At 47.9% G+C, this 17,953-nt stretch carries 8 protein-coding genes and 9 tRNA genes; 13 read left to right on the top strand and 4 right to left on the bottom strand.

Going from position 1 to position 17,953, the window contains the following annotated elements; genetic code table 11:
• Positions 1-109: 109 nt before the first annotated feature.
• The 3 genes from CSQ88_RS11205 to lplT form a co-directional block, all read right to left on the bottom strand.
• Positions 110-3,166 (bottom strand): efflux RND transporter permease subunit, encoded by a 3,057-nt coding sequence (locus tag CSQ88_RS11205; protein ID WP_099398190.1) that lies wholly within the window; start codon positions 3,164-3,166, stop codon positions 110-112.
• Between the two features lie 67 nt (positions 3,167-3,233).
• Positions 3,234-4,349: an efflux RND transporter periplasmic adaptor subunit gene (locus tag CSQ88_RS11210; protein WP_099398191.1), complete on the bottom strand. Its 1,116-nt coding sequence runs from the start codon at positions 4,347-4,349 to the stop codon at positions 3,234-3,236.
• Complete coding sequence (lplT, locus tag CSQ88_RS11215) at positions 4,342-5,634, bottom strand: lysophospholipid transporter LplT (RefSeq protein ID WP_099398192.1); 1,293 nt, start codon at positions 5,632-5,634, stop codon at positions 4,342-4,344. The genes CSQ88_RS11210 and lplT overlap by 8 nt, the downstream gene beginning before the upstream one ends.
• Before the next feature lie 299 nt (positions 5,635-5,933).
• Here lplT and alr point away from each other — a divergent pair, with 299 nt between their 5' ends.
• The 11 genes from alr to CSQ88_RS11270 all read left to right on the top strand — a co-directional run bounded on the left by alr (position 5,934) and on the right by CSQ88_RS11270 (position 9,868).
• Complete coding sequence (gene alr / locus CSQ88_RS11220; RefSeq protein WP_099398193.1) at positions 5,934-7,007, top strand: alanine racemase; 1,074 nt, start codon at positions 5,934-5,936, stop codon at positions 7,005-7,007.
• A 327-nt stretch (positions 7,008-7,334) separates the two neighbouring features.
• Complete coding sequence (locus CSQ88_RS11225) at positions 7,335-8,561, top strand: aspartate kinase (RefSeq protein ID WP_099398194.1); 1,227 nt, start codon at positions 7,335-7,337, stop codon at positions 8,559-8,561.
• A gap of 249 nt (positions 8,562-8,810) precedes the next feature.
• Positions 8,811-8,903, top strand: a tRNA-Ser gene (locus CSQ88_RS11230).
• A gap of 8 nt (positions 8,904-8,911) precedes the next feature.
• Positions 8,912-8,988 (top strand) — tRNA-Arg (locus tag CSQ88_RS11235).
• A gap of 41 nt (positions 8,989-9,029) precedes the next feature.
• Positions 9,030-9,104, top strand: a tRNA-Glu gene (locus CSQ88_RS11240).
• A 71-nt stretch (positions 9,105-9,175) separates the two neighbouring features.
• A tRNA-Arg gene (locus tag CSQ88_RS11245) sits at positions 9,176-9,252 on the top strand.
• A gap of 41 nt (positions 9,253-9,293) precedes the next feature.
• Positions 9,294-9,368, top strand: a tRNA-Glu gene (locus tag CSQ88_RS11250).
• A 71-nt stretch (positions 9,369-9,439) separates the two neighbouring features.
• Positions 9,440-9,516, top strand: a tRNA-Arg gene (locus CSQ88_RS11255).
• Between the two features lie 50 nt (positions 9,517-9,566).
• Positions 9,567-9,641: transfer RNA gene (locus CSQ88_RS11260), tRNA-Glu, on the top strand.
• A gap of 23 nt (positions 9,642-9,664) precedes the next feature.
• Positions 9,665-9,741, top strand: a tRNA-Arg gene (locus CSQ88_RS11265).
• 52 nt (positions 9,742-9,793) lie between these two features.
• A tRNA-Glu gene (locus CSQ88_RS11270) sits at positions 9,794-9,868 on the top strand.
• Positions 9,869-9,950: 82 nt separating this feature from the next.
• On the opposite strand, the gene CSQ88_RS11275 is transcribed toward CSQ88_RS11270, so the two are convergent.
• Positions 9,951-10,877, bottom strand: a complete 927-nt coding sequence (locus tag CSQ88_RS11275; RefSeq protein WP_099398195.1) for a LysR family transcriptional regulator — start codon at positions 10,875-10,877, stop codon at positions 9,951-9,953.
• A gap of 91 nt (positions 10,878-10,968) precedes the next feature.
• Here CSQ88_RS11275 and CSQ88_RS11280 point away from each other — a divergent pair, with 91 nt between their 5' ends.
• Both CSQ88_RS11280 and CSQ88_RS11285 read left to right on the top strand, forming a co-directional pair.
• Positions 10,969-11,157 (top strand): hypothetical protein, encoded by a 189-nt coding sequence (locus CSQ88_RS11280; protein WP_099398196.1) that lies wholly within the window; start codon positions 10,969-10,971, stop codon positions 11,155-11,157.
• A 254-nt stretch (positions 11,158-11,411) separates the two neighbouring features.
• Positions 11,412-17,924 carry a response regulator gene (locus CSQ88_RS11285; RefSeq protein WP_099398197.1) on the top strand — a complete coding sequence of 2,171 codons (6,513 nt, stop codon included), beginning with the start codon at positions 11,412-11,414 and terminating at the stop codon, positions 17,922-17,924.
• Positions 17,925-17,953 lie beyond the last annotated feature (29 nt).

The following is a 17,953-nucleotide window of genomic DNA, read 5'->3' on the forward strand; positions in this document are numbered from 1 at the left end:
AAGTACTTGATCTGTAGGTGGTTTTTTTTGCTGATTAAATTTTAAGCAAGCAAGCTTTCAGGTATGATCATAGATACTAAAAAGGCCAGCATCTTTGCTGGCCTTTCTCTTATTTGGCTTTCTGCCAGCGCTTTTGCAAACCATCAAAGCTTAAATACAGTGCTGGGGTGATATAGAGGGTAATCAGTTGCGACAGCACTAAGCCGCCGACCACCGCCACGCCCATGGGCTGGCGCAGCTCGGCCCCTGCACCGATACCGATGGCAATGGGCATGGCCCCCATAATGGCGGCCAGCGTCGTCATCATAATGGGGCGGAATCGTAATAAGCAGGCTTCACGAATCGCGTCCACAGGCGCTTTGCCTTCTTTGCGCTCAGCCTCCAGCGCAAAGTCGATCATCATAATGGCGTTTTTCTTGACGATACCAATCAGGAGCAAAATCCCGACCATGGCGATAAAGGTGAGCGGCAGGCCGACCAGATCCAGCGCAATCAGCGCCCCCACGGCTGCCGATGGAATGCCCGCCAGAATGGTCAGCGGGTGAATCCAGCTTTCATACAGCACGCCCAGAATCACATAAATCACCGCCACAGCCACTAAAATCAGCCAGAGCTGGGTGTTTTGCGATTGCTGGAATACGGCGGCATCCCCGGCAAAAGCACCAAATACTTTGGATGGCAGCTGGATTTCCTGCTTCAGGGCTTCGATCTTGGCTGCGGCTTCAGACAGCGTTTTACCTTCGGCCATATTAAACGACAGCGTTACCGCAGGCAGCTGGCCCTGGTGGTTGATGGCGTTATTAGTCATGATGCGCTCGACGCTGGAAAACGCCGAGATCGGCACCAGCACGCCATTATTGCTGCGGGCATAGAGCTTATTCATCGCCGATTCATCGCGCCGATAATCGTCTTGCAGCTGCATCAGTACCGAGTAACTATCTTGCGGCAGATAAATAGTGCTGATCTCCCGCTCACCAAATGCGCCATAGAGTGTTTCGCGCAGGTTTTGCATATCCACGCCCAGGGTTTGCGCCTTGTCGCGGTCGATATTTAAGCGGGCTTGCAGGCCGCGTTTTTCGGTGTCGGAGGTGACTTCGGTAAAGATGGGGTTTTGTCGCATGGCCCGCATCAGTTTTTCAGACCAGTCTCCTAGCTCGCCAGATTGCACGGCTTGCAGGGTGTACTGGTAACGGCTTTTTGAGCTGCGCGCGCCAATTTTCAAGTTTTGGGTCGGGTTAAAAAATACCGAGATACCGGTAATACCGCTGGTGTCTTTACGCAGACTGGCTACGGTTTTTTCCATCGAAGCGCGCTGACTGCGTGGCTTGAGGGTAATAAACATCCGGCCACGATTGCCACTGGATAAGCTGGAAACCACCACGTTTACATTGGGATTTTTTTGGATGCGCTCGGCTACTTCTGTATGTAATTTCAGCATGGCGGGGTAGGCAATATCCTGTGGGCCCTCAGAGCTGGCCTGAATCTGGCCGATATCTTCTTCGGGGAAAAAGCCCTTGGGCATGGATTGATACAGCCAGCCTGTGAGTACAAAGGTGGCGAGCGCAATGATCAGCATCAGTTTGCGGCGGCCCAAGCTCCAATCCAGCGTGCGCTGATACGCGCCAAGCACTTTTTGAAAGCCCCGCTCAAAAAAACGGCTCCATGCGGGCACATGGGCATCAGGCGCTTCGTGTTTAATATAACGCGCCGCCAGCATTGGGATCAGCGTCAGCGCCACCACGGCGGACACCATAATCGCTAAGGTGACGACGGCGGCAAACTCATGGAACAGCAGGCCAATGGTGCCTGGCATAAAGAAAATCGGGATAAACACGGCAATGAGGGACACCGAAATCGATACCACGGTAAAGCCGACTTCCTGCGCGCCCTGAATGGCGGCTTCCATCGGTTTCATGCCGTTTTCAACGTGGCGCATGATGTTTTCAAGCACCACAATCGCATCATCCACCACCAAACCAATGGCAATGGTCAGCCCCATCAGCGAGATATTGTCGAGGCTGTAACCCAGCCAGTGCATCAGTGCAAAGGTGGCAATCAGCGAGATGGGCAGCGATAAAGCGGGAATCAGCGTGGCTGCCGCCCGGCGTAAAAACAGCAAAATCACCCCCACCACCAGCAGCATGGTCAGCAGCATGGTGAGGTTGACATCGTGAATGGCTTCGCGCACCGATTGCGATCTGTCGTTTAAAACCTGCACATTTACAGAAGCGGGCATTTGCGATTTAAGCTGTGGCAGGGCGGCTTTAATCGCATCAACCACGGCCACGGTATTGGCGTCCGACTGGCGCATTACGGCCAGCACGATAGAGCGCTCGCCGTTAATCCAGCTGCCGCTTTTTACGTCTTGCACGCTGTCTTCTACCGTGGCGACGTCTGACAGGCGCACCGGTTGTTTATTCTTTTGGGCAACGATTAAGTTGGAAAAATCGGCAGCATTTTTAAGCTGCTCATTGGCTTGCAGTGCTAAAACCTGGCGCTTGCCATCAAGCTGGCCAACCGGGCTGTTGGCATTGGCGGATTTAAGCGCTGCGGATAACTCAGCCAGCGTCATATCTCTTGCGGCTAATAGCTCCGGGTTAACTTGCACCCGCACGGCAAAGCGTTTTTGCCCGTAAACCGTGACCTGTGCCACGCCATTCAGGGTGGATAGCGTGGGCGAAATCAGGTTGTCGCCGTAATCGTTCAGCTCGGCGAGGCTCATCGATGGCGAGTTAATCCCCACCATCAGCACCGGTGCATCCGCAGGGTTTACTTTGCGGTAGCTTGGCGGGCTGGTCATATCTTTGGGCAGGCTGCGCGATGCGCGGTAGAGCGCGGCTTGCACATCAACGGCGGCATCGTCGATATTGCGGTTGGCGTCAAATTCCAGCGTCAGCGATACCCGGCCCTGGGTGCTGCTCGAGGTAATGACGGAAAGGCCGGGAATGGTTGAAAATTGCTTTTCAAGCGGCGTCGCCACTGAGGTGGACATCGTTTCCGGGCTGGCACCAGGCAAGCTGCCAGACACCTCGATGGTGGGCATATTAAAAGAGGGCAGGGCAGAAATCGGCAGATTAAACCAAGCGACTACCCCGGCCACCACCACCGCCAGCCACAGAAGTGTCGTTGCGATGGGCTTATTAATGCTGAGTAAGGAGATATTCATTTGAGCATCTCCTTAGTGAATGAATAAAAGGTGGGGCTGGTTTGGCGCGTGCTTTTTATGTAGATATTCATTTTGCGGCACTGGCGGCAGTTTTGGGTGCGCTTGCGTCACGCTTTTTGGCTTCGCGAACTTTGCTGCCTTCACGCAGATTTTGCCCGCCTTCTTTCACTACTTTGATATTGCTGCCTATGCCGCTGACCACGGCGCGCTCGTTTTCAACTTGCAGCAATTCAACCGGAATCGATTTAACCGTCTGATCGGCCTGGATCGCAAAAACAAAGCGATGATCCGGGCCGGTTTGCACCGCCTGGGTCGGCAAGACCACGGCGTTTTTAAGCGTGCCAGCAGCCACCTGCACAGGTACAAAAGCGCCAGGCCAGAGCAGATTTTTTGGGTTAGAAAATTCTGCTTTTAAGGCAATCGTGCCCGAGCTTGAGTTAACGGCGTTATCGATAAAGCTCAGCTTGCCCTGCATTTTATTGCCATCAGCTAAGGTGGCACTGACTAAAATAGGCTGTGGTGCGTTTTGCAAAAGGCTTAAATCGCGCTCAGGCAGGCTGAAGGCCACGGTAATCGGGTCCAGCTTGCTGATGGTTACCAGCGGAATAGCAATACTCGGCTGCACATAGCTGCCGGTATGCACTTCCACCAGACCCGCACGGCCACTGAGCGGCGCTTTGATTTGCGAATAAGATAAATTGATTTTTGCCGCATCCACCGCCGCACGCTCTGCAGCCAGTGTGGCTTGCAGGGTTTCTAATTTACTTTGGGCATTGTCGAGGGCTGTTTTGGAGATAAAGCTTTGCAGTGCCAGCTCTTTAGAGCGGGTGTAATCCCGCTCTGCCGCAGCAAGCTGGGCCTGGCTTTGTGCCAGTTTAGCAATGGCTTGGCGCACATTGGCTTCCTCTGTCCTGGCGTCCAGGCTGAATAAGAGCTGGCCCGCGTGGATCTGATCGCCTTCTTTAAAATGTACTTTACTAATCAGGCCACTTGTTTGTGGGCGTACTTCCACCTGATCCAGCGGGCTGACATGGCCCTGGGCGCTTAAATTAAGCGCAATATCGGCAGTCTGCGTTGTGGTGGCCGTTACTTGCTGGGGAGGACGCTCAGTTTTTTCTTTTGCTGCTTCTTTGCCACAGCCCACAAGAATCAGGGCAATCAGGGTCAGGCTAAATTTAGTCATTCATAATTCCAGCACGAACACCGCGCCGGAATCGTACGGTGATCGCAATCATAGTCAGGGCCACCATCAGGCCAAAGCCGGTGATGATGGCGTACATAGGAGGAATTCCGCTGGCCTGGAATTGGTGGGCTACCGCTTTACTCACATTGTCGGTAATGGGATGGCTGAAGTACTTCACCATCATGGCGTGTATGCCCACCATCACCAGAATACCGATATTCTCATTAAAGTTTTGCACGGCAATTGAGTGCCCTGCACCCATTAGTGTATGCCCCCTGTGTTGCAACATTGCGTTCAATGGCACCACAAAGAAGCCGGACAGGCAGCCAACAATAAACATCAGAAACGCAGCCAGCCAGGTATTGTGAACAAACAGCATGCCGATCACCATAACGCCCATGGCGATACCAGCAGGTAATACACAAAATGCTTTTTTGAGCGGCACATAATGCCCGGCAAGAATGGCGCCTGCCGCAATGCCAAATGCAACAACAGCCACTAGCTGAGTCGCTTGCTCCATGGAAAAGTTCAACCAGATAATGGCCCAGTTCAATACTACCAGGCGCATGGTGGCCCCCGCCCCCCAAAAGAGTGTGGTTACACCCAGGGATAACTGGCCCTGAGGGTCTTTCCAAAGTTTGGCTACACAGCCCCAGAATTCTTTAATCAGCGCGACAGGCTGCAGCTGCAGCGGTTTGAGCTCTACATTTAATTTAGGGATGTAGCAGTTCAGCCATGATGCGGCGAGATAAAGCAAAATAATTGCAGCAATGGCAAAGGTCGCCGGGCTAAAGAAAGCCCCCAGTACGGTACTGTTTAGCCAGGGGGCAACGTGCGAGCCGGCCAGTAAGCCACCCAGGATGGTGCCAAAGATAATGGCGCTGACGGTTGCGCCTTCCAGCCAGCCATTTGCGGCAACCAGTTTTTCGTGTGGCAAGTATTCGGTAATGATGCCGTATTTGGCAGGGGAATAGGCTGCAGCGCCAAACCCCACAAGGGCGTAGGCCATAATCGGCGGGATACCCACAAGCATGCCAAGGCAGCCAGCCAGCTTGATGCCATTACAAATCATCATGGCCTTGCCCTTGTGCATGGAATCGGCAAAAGAGCCGGCAAAAGGGGCAAGCACAACATAAGACACTGTAAAGCACCAGAGCAGCATGGATAAATGCCATTCGGGTGAATGTTGCTCTTTTAGTAGCGCAAGGGCCGCAAAGAAGAGGGCGTTGTCAGCAAGCGCAGATAAAAATTGCGCGCCAAGAATAATGAAAAATCCACGATCCATCTTGGAACAGTACCCTTTTTTATAGTGTGGGGTTTATATCACGAAACGCAGGCATCCTGCCGGACTTAGGCTGCCGAAGCAAAAAATTGCATGACCGGGATCAGATTTTGCCGGATTTACAGCGTAAACAGCGAGGTATTGGTCAATAAACTGGTTAAATGCAGGCCGCTAAGGTGGTTTTTATATCTGCAAGGATTTAAGTACTGCGGCCTGTCATTGTTAAAGCATTGTCGCTTTTGCGTCTTACATGTAATCAACAAGGTTTATACTCTACGCTTTTCCTTTGCCATGGTTTTGTCATGACCCGCCCGATTCGTGCTGTGATTCATACGGCAGCACTTGCTTCTAATTATGCGCATGTAAAAGCATGTGCACCAAATAGTAAAGTTTTTGCCGTTGTTAAAGCGAATGCCTACGGCCATGGCATTGCAAATATGGCGGCTGCACTGCCCGGTGCAGATGCTTTTGCTACTTTAGAAATGCCTTCTGCGCTGACTTTAAGAGAGTTAGGGGTAAAGCAAGCCATCCTGTTATTAGAAGGTGTGTTTTCTGCCGCCGAGTTGCAGCTTTGCGCAAAGCACGATTTCTGGCTGTCTGTGCATGATGAGCGCGGCATAGGCTGGCTTGAAAAAACAGAGTTAAGTCGTCCTGTACATATTTTCTTAAAATTAAATACCGGCATGAACCGGCTTGGTTTTCCTGCCGAAAACGCGCCGGCTTTAGTTGAGCGCCTGCAACAATGCAGCAATGTGGCAAGTATTACCCTGATGGCACATTTTGCAACTGCTGATGATCCGGAGCAGGGTGTGGCCGCGCAATGCGCGCGTTTTGATGCGGCATGCAGCGGGCTGGGGCTGCCTGTTTCTCTTGCTAATTCGGCGGCCTTACTGGCTTATCCGGAAACACAGCGTCAGTGGGTCAGACCTGGCATTGTTTTATATGGTTCATCTCCTTTTAGCGGGAAAAGTGCCGCAGAGCTGGGTTTGCAGGCCGCCATGACTCTAAGCGCCGAAGTAATTGCTGTTCAGGAGCTGAAAGAAGGCGATACCGTCGGATATGGAGCCGGCTTTGTTGCGGCAAGGCCAATGCGAATAGGGATTGTGGCTTGCGGCTACGCCGATGGTTATCCGCGCCACGCACCTACGGGAACCCCTGCTTTGGTGGATGGCGCGCGCAGCCGGTTGATTGGCCGCGTATCAATGGATATGCTGGCTGTTGATTTAAGCGAATTACCTGGCTCTGGTGTGGGCAGCGAGGTTGAGCTATGGGGCAAAAACGTGTCTATTGATGATGTTGCCGCTGCGGCGGGCACCATCGGCTATGAGCTGATGTGTGCAGTTGCGGCCCGGGTGCCTGTATTTGTCGAGTTCTGACCCGGGCTTTAGTTATACCGCAATGAATAAAGGCGCAAACAAAGCTCATAAGTTAGCTTGAGTTTTGCGCTTTTTTTTCAATTCGATTTATTTCTTTTGAGTGTGTTTGCTTCTTTGTGTTGGTTTTTTGTTGTTCTGTGCACAGAAAGCTAGGCTCGGGGCGGAGTGTTTAAAACATATATTCATTGATTGTGATGTTTATGCCTAAACAGCATAACAATTCATGAATAAATAATGACTTAAACTGTTTTCTTGCTCGAAAAGATGGCCGGCTTTCATTACAATGATCTTTCCTTTTAAAACCTACCCAAGCAGCAGGTTTGATCCATGGCATTGATTGTCCAGAAATATGGCGGCACCTCGGTAGGTTCTACCGAGCGGATTAAAAACGTGGCTCGCCGCGTGGCTAAATTCAAAGCAGAAGGGCACGATATTGTCGTTGCTGTTTCTGCGATGTCCGGCGAAACCAATAAGCTGATCGCACTGGCTAAAGAAATTCAGGCCAACCCGGATCCTCGTGAATTGGATGTCATTGTCTCTACCGGTGAGCAGGTCACTATCGGCCTACTGGCTATGGCGCTGAAAGAAATCGGCGTTGATGCAGTAAGCTACACCGGTGGTCAGGTCAAGATCCTGACCGACAGCGCGCACACTAAGGCGCGCATCCAGCATATTGACGATGGCGGAATGCGCAGCGATTTGGCAGCTGGCAAGGTTGTGATTGTTGCTGGCTTCCAGGGCGTAGACGCACAGGGCAATATCACGACCTTAGGCCGTGGTGGCTCCGACACCACCGGTGTGGCGCTTGCCGCAGCACTAAAGGCTGACGAATGCCAGATCTACACTGATGTGGATGGCGTTTACACCACAGACCCGCGCGTAGTGCCAGAGGCACGCAAGCTTTCCACGATTACTTTTGAAGAAATGCTGGAAATGGCCAGCTTAGGCTCAAAGGTATTACAGACCCGATCGGTTGAATTTGCCGGTAAATACAATGTGAAGTTACGTGTCTTGTCTTCTTTTGAAGAAGAGGGCGATGGCACGCTGATTACCTTCGAGGAAGACAGTAAGATGGAAAAACCCGTTATTTCCGGCATTGCGTTTAACCGTGATGAAGCCCGTATCAATGTGATCGGCGTGCCAGATAAACCGGGCATTGCCTATCAAATCTTAGGGCCAGTAGCGGATGCCAATATCGACGTTGATATGATTATCCAAAACGTGGGCCAGGACGGCACAACTGATTTCTCCTTTACCGTGCCTAAAAATGATCTGGGCCGTGCGATTAAAGTATTAGAAGGCGCACAAAGCCAGATCAGCGCCCGCCAGATCAATGGCGACGATAAGATCTGTAAAGTATCTATCGTGGGCGTGGGCATGCGCTCGCATGTGGGCGTGGCGTCAACGATGTTCAGAACGCTGGCCGAAGAAGGGATCAATATTCAGATGATTTCTACTTCTGAGATTAAAATCTCAGTTGTGGTGGATGAAAAGTATCTTGAGCTTGCTGTGCGCGTGCTGCATAAGGCGTTTGGTCTGGATATGATTCAGTAAAATCAGCTCAAAATAAAGAATCTGACTCTGTTCCAAAACAATGTTTGCTATGTTTTTGACAGTGATATCTGATTTTTTAAAAAGGTGCAGAATTTTTTATTCTGCACCTTTTTGTTTTTTATCCTTACAAAACAAATCACTAGCTTTGGATTGATGTAGTGCTGTAAGAAAGTGCTCATAAAACTTAAATTATTTGCAGCTTAGCGGTTGACGCCCTTCCGGTGTTTGCGTAGTATTCGGGTCCTTGACGGAGAGTTGGCCGAGTGGTCGAAGGCACTCCCCTGCTAAGGGAGCATACGGGCAAAACCTGTATCGAGGGTTCGAATCCCTTGCTCTCCGCCAAGCATGTTGCGGCTGTAGCTCAGTTGGATAGAGTATCTGGCTACGAACCAGAGGGTCAGGAGTTCGAATCTCTTCAGCCGCACCATTTATCACTTACCTTTGTGGTGATATATAAGTTTTAAAGATGTTCCCATAGTTTAGCGGTTAGAACACTGCCCTTTCACGGCGGCGGCCGGGGTTCGATTCCCCGTGGGAACGCCAGAATTTGTAAGACGTAAGTTCGGAATATCAAGGCCGGCTAAGCCGGTTTTTTTATTTTTTGAACTTGCAGAGCGGCTGTAGCTCAGTTGGATAGAGTATCTGGCTACGAACCAGAGGGTCAGGAGTTCGAATCTCTTCAGCCGCACCATTTATCACTTACCTTTGTGGTGATATATAAGTTTTAAAGATGTTCCCATAGTTTAGCGGTTAGAACACTGCCCTTTCACGGCGGCGGCCGGGGTTCGATTCCCCGTGGGAACGCCAGAATTTGTAAGACGTAAGTTCGGAATATCAAGGCCGGCTAAGCCGGTTTTTTTATTTTTTGAACTTGCAGAGCGGCTGTAGCTCAGTTGGATAGAGTATCTGGCTACGAACCAGAGGGTCAGGAGTTCGAATCTCTTCAGCCGCACCAATAAATATAATGAATTGTCTGATTCAGAAATATTTAAACAGTTTCAAGATGTTCCCATAGTTTAGCGGTTAGAACACTGCCCTTTCACGGCGGCGGCCGGGGTTCGATTCCCCGTGGGAACGCCAGAATTTAGTATATATAGAAGTATGCGGCTGTAGCTCAGTTGGATAGAGTATCTGGCTACGAACCAGAGGGTCAGGAGTTCGAATCTCTTCAGCCGCACCATTAAATACGATGAGTCTTATTGATTCAAAAATATTTAGTATGTTTTAAAGATGTTCCCATAGTTTAGCGGTTAGAACACTGCCCTTTCACGGCGGCGGCCGGGGTTCGATTCCCCGTGGGAACGCCATGTATTGCTTGATGCATGCTGTATAAATCACCACTCCACCTCATCGGTTGAGTGGTTTTTTTACGCCTGAAATTTGTGCGGCTTATTGAATCGGCTTGCTCAAATTGTTTTGTAAGCAAGCCTGGATACGTGGCACAACAAATTGAATAAATGCCTCATATTTTTTGGGGAGTGGATGATGGTAGGGGTAGACCAGATAAAAGGGGTAGGGCGCTGGTTGCCAGCCTGGTAAAACCTCCTGCATTTCACCTTTGCTGACCAGCGGCTCTGCAATATAGGCAGGTAATAAAGCGACACCAAAGCCAGCAGCAACAGCGCTGGCTGTGCTGGCATAGCTATCAATAGAAAACTGGCTGCGCAGCTCAATTTGCTCAATTTTACCTTCGCATTCCAGCAGCCAGCTGCCTTCTTGCTCCTGATGTAATTCAAGTAAAACACGGTGCGATACTAAATCACACGGATGGTCCAGCCGTCCTGCCTGCGCAAGATAACTTGCTGAGGCGTATATCCTTTTTTGCGATAAGCCTAAATGCCTTGCCACCAGATTTTCATCCCCTACTGTTCTTGATCTGATGCAAAAATCAATGCCATCGGCGATGGGGTTTTTCAGCCTGTGATCGGTATCTAATTCCAGTCGTATGGCGGGATATTGCAAGCTGAATTCAACAAGGATTGGGGCCAGTATGGCTTGCCCGAAGGCTTGAGTGGCACTGATACGAAGAGCTCCCTCTACCGTAGCCTGCAGCCCTTCAATATCCCGGCGCGATTGCTGAAGCATTTCACGCAATGCCGCGGCATGCACTGCCAGCCTGATTCCCGCCTCTGTGAGCGATACGCGCCTTGTGGTTCTGAGTACAAGCAGGGTAGCCAGCTCAGCCTCCAGGCGTTTTACACTTTGGCTGATATGGCTTTTGGTGCAACCAAGCAAGTCAGCAGCGGCGGTAAAGCTGGCCGTGCGTGCCAGTGCATCGAAGGCGAGTAAGGCGTCAGGCGGGAGTATTGTTTTCATATGCAAACAGTGTGTCGTGTTTAGCTAGTTTATCGTAATTTAATTGCCAATTACTATGTCATTGTCAATTAATTAAAACGATGGTGCCAGAATGATTGCGATCTTACGTCAATTTTTTAATGCCCGTATTCAGCGGCCTGTGCAAATAACTGCTCAACTGAAACGAGTAATGACTGCGCTGGCTGGTTTTTGGTGGCGGGGTTTTTTGCCCTGCGGGATGGCATTAAGGGATGAGATTGAGGCATTAGAGCGGGTGCGGGATCGCTGGCGTTCCCGTTAGGCAAAGATTGGGCAATTCTGTCCATAAAATACAGTATTTATGCTGTCCGCCATACCGCGATGGTCTGATCAGGGTTAATACCTGGCTGCGCAGCAACTGCTCTGTGGGACACTCTGAGTAAATGAAGGTTTTGGGCAGTTCGCCCAGATGTTTCATAAAATGAAGAGGGTCTTTTAGTTTGCAAAAAGATTGTTCTAAAAGTTTACTTTTAGCGATTGTTGTTTGCTAACAGGGTGGAAAGCGCATTGGCTAAAATGAATTATTCCCTTTCGGACTTACTTCTTTTTTTGAATAAAGCTTTGCAATTAGCAGAGCAGCTTGCTGTTTGGCATGAAAAAAAAGGGGTGCATGGTGCTTTACGGCCTGAATATATCAGTTTTACAGATTCAGGCGTCAGTATCAGCCCTGCAGATCAGGAAGAGCTGGCATTAAGTCTGCGTTGTCTGCGTTATGCCTCACCAGAGCAGGCGGGACGTTTAGCGCAATTTGATAAGCGCAGTGATTTATATTCCCTGGGCGTTATTCTCTATGAGTGGATTACAGGGCGCCTTCCTTTTTCTGCTGATGATTTGCTTGATTTAGCGCATCAGCAAATGTCTTCATTACCTGTTGCTCCTGCTTCGCTACAGCCGCAATTGCCATTACAGATTTCTCATCTTATTTTAAAGCTCCTAGCGAAATCTCCTGAAGCAAGATATGCAACAGCCAGAGGCCTGGCTGCAGATCTTTCCTTATGTATTCAGCAATTAAAAGCCGCAGGCTATATTGCTTTATTCACATTGGGCGAAACAGACTTAGGATCACAATTTCTAATTCCGGATCATTTATATGGCCGGGAACAAGAAATTGAATATTTACAGCAGTTGTATTTAAGAGCGGCTCAGGGGCAAGCGATTATTTGCATGCTAGGCGGGTATTCGGGGGTAGGAAAATCTACTTTAGCACTTTCAATCCGGGATGAAGTCCAAAATAAGGGAGGGCGGCTTATTGTTGGTAAGTTTGATCAATTCAGACGTGATTCACCTTATTCAGCATTAATAGAAGCCTTTAAGTCACTGCTTCGTCAGGTATTAGCCAGTAAACAGGCAGAATTAGCACAATGGCGTGAGAAAATTGCAGACTCACTGGGGGAAAATGCACAAATTGTTATTGATGTTCTTCCAGATTTAGAAAAAATAATCGGGCCACAATCCGCCGCCCCTTTGCTAAGTGGCCTTGCGGCTCAGCGCCGTTTTAATGAGCTGTTTGCTCAGTTAGTTGCACTGTTTGCCAGCAGAGAGCACCCGCTGGCGATATTTTTAGATGATTTACAGTGGGCTGATTTTGCTTCGCTGGCCTTGATTCAGTCATTTGCTAAAAGCAGTATGGCTGCCCATGTACTGATTATTGCGGCATATCGTGATAATGAGGTCGATGCGAATCACCCATTAGTTAATATGCTGAATGAATTACTTAAAAGCAAGGCTTGTGTGGAAAAGCTGGCTTTACAGCCTCTGCATGCGGAGCATTTAAGTGAAATGATTCAGGATACCTGCCGCAATATTCAGAATGTGGCTGAGTTAAGCCATTTATTAATGAGTAAAACAGAAGGCAATCCATTTTATGCAAGACAGTTTCTTAAAAATATGCAGGCTAAAGGGCAGTTATTTTTTAATTTCACTGATAATACGTGGCACTGGCAATTAGACCAGGCCCGCCTGCAAGATGCTGCAGATAATGTAGTTGAATTAATGATGCAGCGTTTAAATCGTTTTTCACCTGAAACTCAAACTGTATTACAAACCGCTGCCTGTATCGGAAAACGTTTCGACTTAACTTTATTGGCAATTGTTGAAAACACAACAGAGACCTTAGCGCTTACATTACTGGCTCCTGCTTTACATGATGAGTTACTTCTTGCTGTTCATGACGGGGGCGGGCAAAAAATATTCCAGTTTGCCCATGATCGCATTCAGCAGGCGGCATATTCTCTAACTTTAGAACGCAATTTAAACAGCCTGCATTTAGAGATTGGCCGCCGCTTATTGCAGCAGATATCTGCAGAGGCAACTGAAGCACCTTTATTTGAAATTGTGGATCAGCTTAATCATGGTCTGGATAAAGTGAAATTGCCTCAGGAGCGAATTGCCTACGCTCAGCTTAATTTACGGGCGGGAATTAAAGCAAGAGAGGCAATGGCCTATCAGGCCGCCATGCGATATTTAGATACGGCTATTTCATTATTACCCGAAGATTCTTGGTCAGAATATTATCAGCTTAGCTTTGATATTTACTTAAATGCATCAGAGGCGTGCGATTTATGTAATCTGGATGAGCGCTTTGAGTTACTGGTTGAAACGTTATTATCCAGGGGGCTGAGCGCCTTAGATAAAGCCCAGGCACGGATCAGACAAAGTATTTATTACAGCCGTAAAGGCAGGATGGCCGAAAACCTTGAAGCCGGCCGGCTTGGTTTGATTTTATTTGGTATGAATATCCCTGAAATAAATGATCACTATGGGATGAATGAGCGTTTTAAAAGTGAAATGGTGATATTCAGAGATTATTTTTCAGGTAAAGAATTATCGGGCTTATATGATTTACCTTTTGCACATGATGCAGAAACAGATATTATTTTAAAACTTATTGCGTCAATTTCTGAATCTGCCATTTTTACAAATTATCCTTTGTTTTCGCTGATTTCTGTTCTGGGGGCTAACCGTTCGATTGTATTTGGTAATGCACTGCTTTCTCCTTTTTGTTATACCCTTTTGGGCATTACATTAATTGCACAATTCAAAAATTATCAGGATGCCCGTAATATTGCGGATGCAGGTTTAAAGTTAAGCCGTGAAAAGCTGTTTGATTTGTGGGGATATAACCGTGCATTTACTTATTACACATGGAATATTAATCATTGGACTTTACACGCTGAAACGACATTGCCCCTGCTGGATGAAAATTATAATCTGGCATTAAAAGCTCATGATTTAGTTTATGGTGCCTATGTATTAGTGGCCAGGCCATGGGGTCATTTTATATTAGGCCGCAGTATGCTCGATGTGATTTCCAGCAACCAGCAGCTGGGGCAGTATTGTTTAACTCATGATGTGGTTTTCCCTGTAACACTGGCTCAGCCCTTTGAAGCTTTAGCCCGGGTGTTACATGGGGAAAGCAGTTCATTGAGCGATTTAAATTGCGAGCATTTTGATGTACAGGCGTTTCGGCAAGCTTGGGGTAGCGTGCCTATTGTGATGGCAGGTTTGCATATTGCACAACTTTCCTTGCATATTTATTCACAGGAATATGATGCTGCTTTGTTATTGGCGGAGCAAATAGGCAAAGATTATCCATCTACCTATTTATTAAATTTAGTCTGGAAGTTTTCCCATGGTTTGGCGCTGTCTGCTTTAGCGAGAAAGAATGCAGGAAAAAAACGACAGGCTTATATTGATGCTCTGGAGGCCATCAGCGAATACTTTGAGCAAATTTCTAAAGAAGGAACGCCTGAAAATGTAGAGCATAAACTGGTTTTTTTACGCGCCGAGCAGGCGCGTCTGGATAACCGGACTGAGGATGCTGAGCTTTTATATTGGCACGCTATTCGCCTTGCACAGCAAAGAGGTTTTTTACTGGATGAGGGCTATTTTCATGAAATGCTTGGATTATGGCTGGAGGAAAGAGCCTGCGCTTTTGAGCCCATTCAGCAAATATTAACTCAGGCGGCAACCTGCTATCGGCAGTGTCATGCTTTAGCGCTGATGGGGCGGGTTGAGCTGCGATTAAAAGTCTTGCCAAGGCAGGAGCTGGAGCTTATTCAAAATGATGCGGATGCGCTGCATGCTTTGGACAGCCTAGATACGCTGGCTATTTTGCGGGCCGTTCAGGCGATTTCCAGTGAAGTAGGCGTGCAGCCATTATTGGGGCGCTTGCTGAAAATTATTATCGAAGCCGCAGGTGCTGATCGTGGTGCCATCGTGGTGCGTGATGGTGATCAGTTGCACATTGAGGCTATTCTTAATTTTGTGCAGCCCGTATTACCTGAGAGCTTATTGCGTTTTGTTTTTAATACAGGGCAAACCACTTTATTAAATGAGTTAACGCAGTTTTCTGAATTCAGGGGCGATATTTATTTTACTCAATACCGGCCTGCTTCTATTCTTTGCCGTGCACTGGGGCGCAGCAGTACCGGACGGCGTGTGCTGTATTTAGAGCACAGCACCATCAGTAATACTTTTTCTATGCAGCGCAGGCAGGTATTGGAGTGGTTGTCTGCGCAGGCTGCTATTTCAATTGAAAATGCGCAAATGTATCAGGAACTTGAATCGCTTGTGGCAAAGCGCACTGTAGAGCTGGAGCGCAATCGGAATGTATTGGAATCCATTTTAGAATTTTCTCCTGCCCTGGTTTCTTTAAAAGATTTAAATGGCCGCTATTTGCGGCACAACTTGCGTTTTGCTGAATTATTTAATCGGGCAGGTGAATCTCTGGTGGGAATGACCGATGAAGAAATTGCAGGGCCGGAAACAGCAAACCGGTTTTTAATTCAGGATAAGCGGGTTATTGCAGAAAATGCACCACAGCAGGTTGAAGAAGAAATCATGACCGCTGATGGATTGCATACCTTTTTAACGCATAAATTTCCCCTGCGGGATGCGGATGGCAGTGTTTATGCTGTTGGGGGAATTGCGATGGATATTACTGAATTAAAATTAGCACAAAAAACAGCAGAAGCCGCAACACAGGCAAAAAGTGCCTTTCTGGCCAATATGAGCCATGAAATCAGAACGCCAATGAATGCAGTGATTGGGATGGCCCATCTGGCATTGAAAACAGAATTAAATGAACGTCAGCGCGATTATGTGCAGAAAATACATTATGCGGGCCAGTCTTTACTGGGAATTATTAATGATATTTTAGATTTTTCTAAAATAGAAGAGGGCAAATTATCAATTGAAAAAATTGATTTTAATCTTGATCAGGTCTTTGCCAATATTGCGACTCTGACCTCAGGCAAAGCAGAAGATAAAGGTATTGAATATCTTTTTCAAGTGCATCCGAATGTGCCCCGATATTTAGCCGGGGACCCCCTGCGTCTGGGGCAGGTATTACTGAATATGGTAAGTAATGCAATTAAATTTACTGAAGAAGGTGAAGTGCATGTGATTTGTGAGTTAATCCGCTCTGATGCAAAGCAGGTGGTTTTGCGCTTTTCTGTACGGGACACGGGTATGGGCATGAGTGCAGAGCAGGTAAAAAAACTATTTTTACCTTTCAGCCAGGCGGATACCACCACCACGCGCAAATTTGGTGGCACAGGCTTGGGATTATCGATCTCCAAGCGTCTGGTTGAAATGATGGGCGGGGAAATTGAAGTGCAAAGCGTGCCCGAACGGGGCTCTGTTTTTGCGTTTAGCTGTGTTTTTGGCCATGAAACAGCACAGCAGCACAACACAACCCGCTTACCTCACCATTTAAATGGCATGCGTATTTTGGTGGTGGATGATAATTCGGTTGCCCGTGAGATTTTGCAGGAATCACTACAAAGCCTTACTTTTGTTGTGGATGCTGTGTCTTCCGGAGAAGATGCGCTGGTCAATTTGCACCGCGCTGATGCAAAGCAGCAGCCCTATGGGGTGGTCTTTACAGACTGGCATATGCCGGAAATGAATGGCCTTGAATTAGCCCGCAGAATTAATCTGGATAAAAGATTGTGTCATACGCCATCGCTTGTGCTGGTAACAGCCTATACAAGGGAAGATATTCGTGCAGAAGCACAGGCTGCACATGTGGATGGTTTTTTGTTTAAGCCAATTAATCAATCAATGGTTGTAGATACTTTATTAACCATTTTTGCGCCTGAATTATTGCGTGATATAGCTTCATTTACCCGGACCGATATTATTCCTCATTTGAAAGGCATGCGTGTTTTATTGGTAGAGGATAATTTAGTTAACCAGCAAATCGCATTAGAGCTAATGCGCTCTGCGGCTATTAAGGTTGATATTGCAAATAATGGCCATGAGGCCATTAAAAAAATTGTGGAGTTTGGCCCCAAGCACTATCACTGCGTATTAATGGATCTGCAAATGCCAAAAATGGATGGGCATGAAGCGACGGCTGTTATTCGCAGTGATGCGGTGTTTAATACCCTGCCTATTATTGCGATGACGGCCCATGCCATTAATGAAGAAAGAGCCCGTTGTTTAGCTGAAGGGATGAATGAACATATCACCAAGCCGATTGATCCGGCTTTATTATTTGAGCGTTTGCAATACTGGTATCAGCATCGTTTATCAGCCGATGGCAATACACGTATTTATATTGGCGATCACTTGCCTGAGGAACCGGCCATTAAAACACCTCCGGAGGAGCCAGAACCAGCTGAGGAGATCTTATCCGGATCGAAGGATTTATCTGAATTGGATAAGCTGAAATTATTATCGGGTGTGGCTGGTTTGGATATAGAGGATGGGCTGGCAAGGCTGGGTCATAATGCTGCATTGTATTGGCTGGTCATTCAGCAGCTGGCCATGACTGAGCAGGACAACCCGGAAAGAATTCGTGCTGCATTGGCACAGGGAGATTTTGAAAGTGCTTCCAGAGCGGCGCATTCTTTAAAAGGCGCTGCTGCAAATTTGTCGTTCAATGATATAACGCAATTTGCAGCCAAGGTTGAGTCTTTATTGCGCCAGGGTGAAAGAGGAGATATTTTATATCGGTATATCAATGAGCTTGATCAGTCCGTGCAGCTGCTGTGCCGTGCCATTGAGCAAATTGATCAGTAATTTATCTGCATATAAAAAAACACCGCATT

Origin of the sequence: Iodobacter sp. BJB302 (genome assembly GCF_002735645.1) — a bacterium.
Lineage (GTDB): Bacteria > Pseudomonadota > Gammaproteobacteria > Burkholderiales > Chitinibacteraceae > Iodobacter.